Source organism: Mesotoga sp. UBA5825, from assembly GCF_002432955.1.
Lineage (GTDB): Bacteria > Thermotogota > Thermotogae > Petrotogales > Kosmotogaceae > Mesotoga.
The window spans coordinates 1-5,744 of sequence record NZ_DJHG01000048.1; the positions used below are offsets into that span (position 1 = coordinate 1).

A 5,744-nucleotide genomic window follows, 5' to 3' on the forward strand; every position below is an offset into this window, starting at 1 on the left:
TTCCCGACGAAGTCGGCCTCGCCTCCTGCCGAGGGCAGCCTTGCGTCCACTGATGCTCCTCAGTGCATTGCGTCCGCAGATGTTCTTCACCGCCTTGCGTCTCGCTCTTATCGAAAGACGTCTCCTACTTTAGCATGAAAAAATGTGGGAGTTCTCAGAAGGATATTGGTTTTCTGACCTCTTTCCTCATACCTCTGACATCTAAGGTTTTTTGATCTCAAAGAAAAAGACCCGCCGTCTTGGCGGGCCGTTCAGACTATACTCAATCAATCATGACTGCCTTTATTACTTTGTCTCTTTCATTTTCCGCCTTGACCATCATCTCACCGATTTCTTCCAGCTTGAAGGTGTCGGTTATCAAAGGCTTCACATTTACAGCTCCGCTCTTTATCATATCGATGCATCTGGGGAAGTACAAAGCTGGAACTGCGTGGGAGGCTCTCAACTGAAGTTTGTTGAAATGGAACTTGTTTGCATCGAACTTTATGAAGCGGCCTTCGCCGTAATCGATTCCTATGAAGCCGACGACTCCTCCAAAATTCATGACATCGAGCACTTCGGGGATTACGTAAGGAGGTGCGGTGACAAGAGCTCTATCAACGCCGCCCTTGGGAAATTTGTAGGAGCCAATCGGGGTTTTGTCGACGAGTATGACATCCTCCACTCCGAAGCTCTTTGCAACATCTATCCTTATCTTAGATCTGGAATGATTGGCAACGAAGACCTTTCTTGCTCCCATTGCCTTGACTATCTGAACTGCCATGAGACCTATGGGGCCTAGACCAACGACCAGCACATCGTCGTTGAACTTTGGATCGACAGTGTATGTCAGATCGAGCGCTACTCCCATTGGCTCGACGAGAGAAGCTTCTTCGAACGGAACTCCTTCGAATGGCACCGCATTCTGTTTATCGATTATTACCTGCTCGGCAAAGCCCATGGTCAGATTTTCTCTCTCAGCTCTTATAAAGACGTTAGGTGCTCTGTCATGGCAGAGATCGACTCGCCCGTTTCTACAGTCCTCGCATGTCCCGCAAAAGGAGCCGCTCTCTACCAGTACGCTCTGGCCGACTTCCACATTTTCGACATTTGAACCGATCTGTTCCACAATGCCGACTATCTCGTGGCCGAAAGTCTGCCAGTCTTTGGCTTCCGTTCTAGCTGTGTGAAGATCTGTCCCGCAGATTCCTGAGGCCTTTATCTTAAGCAACACGTCATTCGGTTTCAGAGAGGGAAGATCTACGTCACGGATCTCGAATTTGAATGGTGATTTTACAAACGCTGCTTTCACATAGACACCCCCTAGAGCTCCAAATTGAAATTAGAGATTATCTCTTCTATCCTTTCGTATAATCCGTCATCCATATCCCATTCAACGGCGCCGAGGTTTTCTTCGAGCTGCTCGACTTTCTGGGCACCGGCTATAACCGATGTCACCGCTTCATTTCGGATAAGCCAATTGATGGCTATGTGACTCAGAGGCTTCCCTATCTCATTCGCCAGCCTGTTCAGTTCTACGACGACTTCGTAGTACTTGTTGAACTCCGGTGTATTCAGCTTCGGATTTGCTGCCCGTACATCGTGTTCGCTGAACTTCTTCTTGTCGCTTATTGCTCCAGCCAAGAGGCCCTGGAAGAGCGGACTGTATGGCAGAAAGGCCATTCCATTCTCCAGAACAAAGGGAAGTACTTCCTTTTCGACTCTGTAATCGAGCGGAATATTGTGGTAGCTCTTTGGATTCCTTTCGAGCATGTTGTAGAGACCCTGCATGCTGCATACCTCTCCAACCTTCATCGCCCTTTTTGCCTCGGGAATTGAAAAGTTTGACAGCCCTATGTATCTGATCTTCCCCTCTTTCTTCAGCTCGACCATAGTCTCCATTGTCTCTTCGATTTCGACCTCTGGATCGGGCCAGTGTAGCTGATAGAGATCTACATGATCCGTTCCGAGTCTTCGGAGACTATCTTCGATCTCTCTTCTTATGCTCTCCGGTTTGAGACAGTTTCTCGTTCTTCCCTGATCGTCCCAGAGAAGACCGCACTTGGTTGCAATAAAGATCTTATCCCTAGAGCCTTTCATTGCCTTTCCGAGGACCTCCTCTGCATGTCCGAGACCGTATACTGGCGCTACATCAAAGAAGTTTATTCCTCCGCTTATCGCCCTCTGGATCGTCTTGATCGAGTCTTCATCGGTCGTTCCATCCCAGAAAGAAGGACCGGAAATTCCCCAACAGCCGTAACCGAGTGCCGACAGTTTCTCTTCTATCTTTTCCACTTTTTTATACTTCAATTCCTTGACCTCCCTTATTCGAGATTTGCGTGGTTCTTGAACATCATTCCAGAATCTATGCTCGATCTCTCCATTAAGTTCATTACGATGAAATCCGTCAATATCAACAGCGATTGTTCGAATAGATTCCCCATCGGTTGAACCGAAGAGACACCAGCCCTGTCGGGCACTTTGGGTGTCTTCGTGGGGATTGTAATGACTATGTCGCTATGTCCCGCCACTGTAGATTCCTTGCTGGCAGTTATAGAAGCTATTGCGGCTCCTAATTTTCGAGCCTTTTTGCAGTTTAGAACCACTGAAGGAGTCTCCCCCGAAGCGGATCCGATGATTAAGAGGTCTCCCTCTCCCAAAGAAGGAGTAGTTACTTCCCCCACAACATGGACCTTCAATCCCAAATGCATTAGTCTCATCGCGAAGGCCTTGATTACCAGACCAGACCTGCCCATTGCAAAGAGAAAGACTCTTCTTGCCCTTAGAATACTTTCGGAGAGCTCTTCGATCGATGAATCCTTAACTCCCGAAAGGACGGATCTTATCTCGTCAATAACAATGTCAAGCGTGCTTTCGAATTTCATGAGCCCTTCTCCAGTCTCTTCTTTATCTCCGAAGCCGCTCTTGCAGGGTCCTCAGCTTCCCAGATCGATCGTCCCGCGATCACTACATCGGGCTTCAACGGGAAGACATGGGAGAGATTGTCGGAAGATATTCCGCCCGCAACGGCGATCTTTGTCTCCGGAAGGACTCTCCTTATAATTTCTATCTTTTTCGCATATTCGAGCAGATGCATGCTCTCCCCCACACCGCTCAGATCGGCAGAAGTGTGAACGCAGACATACTCAGGCGACAGTGGAGATACCTTCTCCGCAAATGATTCGAGATCGGAGATCTCGATCGTATCGAGCATCATTTCTCCGCCAAATTCGTCTGCCGCTCTTCTCACCTCTGAAATCGTCTTGAAAGAGGCAAATCCCAAAACCGTTACTATATCGGCCCCATTCTCAAAAGCCATGACCGCCTCGACATATCCTCCGTCAACGATCTTCATATCTGCAAGAATAGTATGATCGGGAAGTCTATCGCTAATCTCTCGAACCAGCGCCGTGCCGTGGGCAAGAATAGCAGGGGTCCCGACTTCTATGATATCTATGTAATCTGCAACTTCTTCGGCAGTGCGAATGAAATCGGACTTGACATGGGTATCGTTTGCGAGCTGTAGAAGTATCATCAATAGGTTACCCCGCCGACGAGAATGATGCTGGAATAAGGTATCTGCTCCCCGGTTCTGATTACTCCCTTTGATTTTGTATTTGTCAGTTCCTTGAATTCAACATGAGGAACGAATTCCACTTCTATACCTTCGGGTAGATGCTTCATAGTCTCTTCGAGACACTTGGGACTCACGGTTTTCATCTCTTCCGAAAAGATGACCTTCTCGATCTCCAGCTCTTCAAGAATGGGATCCAGCACATCGAATACCCCTGGCTTTCCGCCTACAATACTTACATCTATCCTGTATCTGTTTGAAGCAATAGGCAATCCGGAGTCAGATATTACCAGAAGGTCTGTGTGGCCCATCGAACCAATTAGATTGCATATCTCCTTATTCAGAATTCCACTTTTCTTCATGATCATCTCTCCCTTCAAATCTTAGTAGTCAAATGTATTCGAAACTTGTAGTGTGTAGCCTCATACCAGCATTGCACCAGTTCCATGTGTTCGCCATTGGCTGCACAACCGACTCTTTCGTAGTATAGTATCGGTGCCCCTTCTTCGATCTTCAGGAGTTTCGCAATTCTTCCTTCTGCGAGCCTCCCCTCGATTATCGCGTCTCCTTCAACAACGGCCGTTCCCCTTTCTCTCATAAGTTCATAAAGAGAACCCTCGAAGTTCTCTTCTCCAGTGAGGTTCGAGCGAGAAGTGAGAAAGGATATGAAAAGAGCTAGAGGAAAGTAAGCTTCATTTCCCCTCAGTCTTGTAACCTGAAGCAACTCTTCGTCTTCCAAGACATGGAGGATTTTTGCCATTTCCGGACCGGCCTTGACTTTTTTTACCTCAACAACCTTCGTTATCGGCACATGGTTCTCGAGCCTCATCTGTTCGGTAAAACTCCTGATGGTCGTAAGCTGCTCCTGAGAAGCGTTGTTCGTTACGATAGTCCCTCTTCCACGTGACCTGGAGATCTGCCCGCTGCTTTCCAGGGCTTGCAAGGCTCTCCTCACGGTCGCCCTGCTGACATCAAAGACTTTCATCATGGCTTCTTCCGTTGGAAGTTTCCTTCCAACGGCGCCTGGTTCCTTCATATAATCCGAAATTATTCTATAAATCTGGTAGTATAGTGGAACCGGACTTGCTCTATCAAGGGCTATTCTTCTATCTGCATTGAAAAGCATGATGAAATCACATCCTTCTTTACGGTACTCGAGAAACTAATAGGCTAATTCGAATACTGTCTCAGTTTGGCAAGGTCTTCATAGGTCTCTATGAGAGAACCGTAGGCCTTATCAAAAACTTCGAAAAGCCTTTCGTAGTACCTGTGATTCTCCGGGTTGTACTCGATGAACTGAACATCCCTCACAAAAGTAGACGCTTCCTTGAACGTCATCTCTCCGGCTCCAACAGCCCCAATAATGGCCGCTCCCATTGACGTTGCCTCTTCAAGATACTCAGGTACCGTAACCGTCTTACCGAAGATATCGGCCACAATCTGTTTCCAGTTCCTTCCTTTTGCTCCTCCGCCGATAAGACGAATCTTGTCGAATTTCCCCTTAGTCTCGAGAATATCGAGGACTATTTTCAGGTTGAAGGCAACTCCTTCAAGTACCGCTCTCAACATGTCGGCCTTTCTATGTGTCGAGGACAGTCCTATAAAGGCGCCTCTAGCATTTATGTTCCACCTCGGGCTTCTCTCCCCAAGCAAATAAGGCAGGAAGACTAGGTTTCCCGCTCCGGGTCTGGTCTGGTCAACAAGATCGTCCATAATAGTGAAGGCGCTCAGCCCAAGTGCCTTTGCCTTCTCTTCTTCGTGCTGACAGAGAGCGTCCTTAGCCCAGTGATACGAAGCTCCCCCGGCCTGCATTGTTCCAGTCGGGCAATAGAAACCCTCAATGGGATATGCGAAGTTAAATGTCCTCGACTTCTCGTCGAAGAGAGGTTCCGTGGAGCATGTGCTGACCCAGCTCGACGAACCGAGATAGAGATAAGCCTCGTCTGGACTGACAACCCCTGCTCCCAGGCAGGCGCAGGCGCCGTCTCCGCCGCCGCGGACTATTAGAGTCTTCTTCGACAGTCCAAGTTCCTCAGCCACTTTCGGAAGAATCTTTGAGACGACATTCGTTGAGGAGGTCACGGCAGGAAGTTTCTCCATATCAAGTCCGAGAACCTCAACGAGTTTTTCCGACCACTTCAGGTTCTCGATATCGAATAGAAGCGTCATTGACGCATCTGAATGGTCAGTC

Annotated in this window: 7 protein-coding genes; all 7 read right to left on the minus strand. The window is 48.2% G+C overall.

The genetic code is table 11. From position 1 onward, the window contains the following. Window positions 1-262: 262 nt before the first annotated feature. Window positions 263-1,291 carry a zinc-dependent alcohol dehydrogenase gene (locus B3N33_RS04750; protein ID WP_214078873.1) on the minus strand — a complete coding sequence of 343 codons (1,029 nt, stop codon included), beginning with the start codon at window positions 1,289-1,291 and terminating at the stop codon, window positions 263-265. Between the two features lie 11 nt (window positions 1,292-1,302). Further along, window positions 1,303-2,289 carry an aldo/keto reductase gene (locus B3N33_RS04755; protein ID WP_292592332.1) on the minus strand — a complete coding sequence of 329 codons (987 nt, stop codon included), beginning with the start codon at window positions 2,287-2,289 and terminating at the stop codon, window positions 1,303-1,305. 14 nt (window positions 2,290-2,303) lie between these two features. Next, on the minus strand, window positions 2,304-2,864 hold the full coding sequence (gene hxlB / locus B3N33_RS04760) for a 6-phospho-3-hexuloisomerase (RefSeq protein ID WP_292592333.1): 561 nt from the start codon (window positions 2,862-2,864) through the stop codon (window positions 2,304-2,306). Continuing rightward, window positions 2,861-3,514: an orotidine 5'-phosphate decarboxylase / HUMPS family protein gene (locus B3N33_RS04765; RefSeq protein WP_292592336.1), complete on the minus strand. Its 654-nt coding sequence runs from the start codon at window positions 3,512-3,514 to the stop codon at window positions 2,861-2,863. The genes hxlB and B3N33_RS04765 overlap by 4 nt, the downstream gene beginning before the upstream one ends. Further along, window positions 3,514-3,915 (minus strand): D-ribose pyranase, encoded by a 402-nt coding sequence (gene rbsD / locus B3N33_RS04770; RefSeq protein WP_102818711.1) that lies wholly within the window; start codon window positions 3,913-3,915, stop codon window positions 3,514-3,516. Before rbsD ends, B3N33_RS04765 begins: the two co-directional genes overlap by 1 nt. A 14-nt stretch (window positions 3,916-3,929) precedes the next feature. After that, the gene (locus tag B3N33_RS04775; RefSeq protein WP_292592334.1) at window positions 3,930-4,679 is read right to left on the minus strand and encodes a GntR family transcriptional regulator; all 750 of its coding nucleotides are present in this window, start codon (window positions 4,677-4,679) and stop codon (window positions 3,930-3,932) included. A gap of 44 nt (window positions 4,680-4,723) precedes the next feature. Beyond that, a partial coding sequence (locus tag B3N33_RS04780; RefSeq protein WP_292592335.1) for a xylulokinase occupies window positions 4,724-5,744 on the minus strand: 1,021 nt, incomplete at its 5' end.

Excerpts from the sequence above, each read along its gene's own strand:
- rbsD (WP_102818711.1), bottom strand. The coding sequence starts at position 3,915 with ATGAAGAAAAGTGGAATTCTGAATAAGGAGATATGCAATCTAATTGGT.
- B3N33_RS04765 (WP_292592336.1), bottom strand. The coding sequence starts at position 3,514 with ATGATACTTCTACAGCTCGCAAACGATACCCATGTCAAGTCCGATTTC.
- hxlB (WP_292592333.1), bottom strand. The coding sequence starts at position 2,864 with ATGAAATTCGAAAGCACGCTTGACATTGTTATTGACGAGATAAGATCC.
- B3N33_RS04775 (WP_292592334.1), bottom strand. The coding sequence starts at position 4,679 with ATGCTTTTCAATGCAGATAGAAGAATAGCCCTTGATAGAGCAAGTCCG.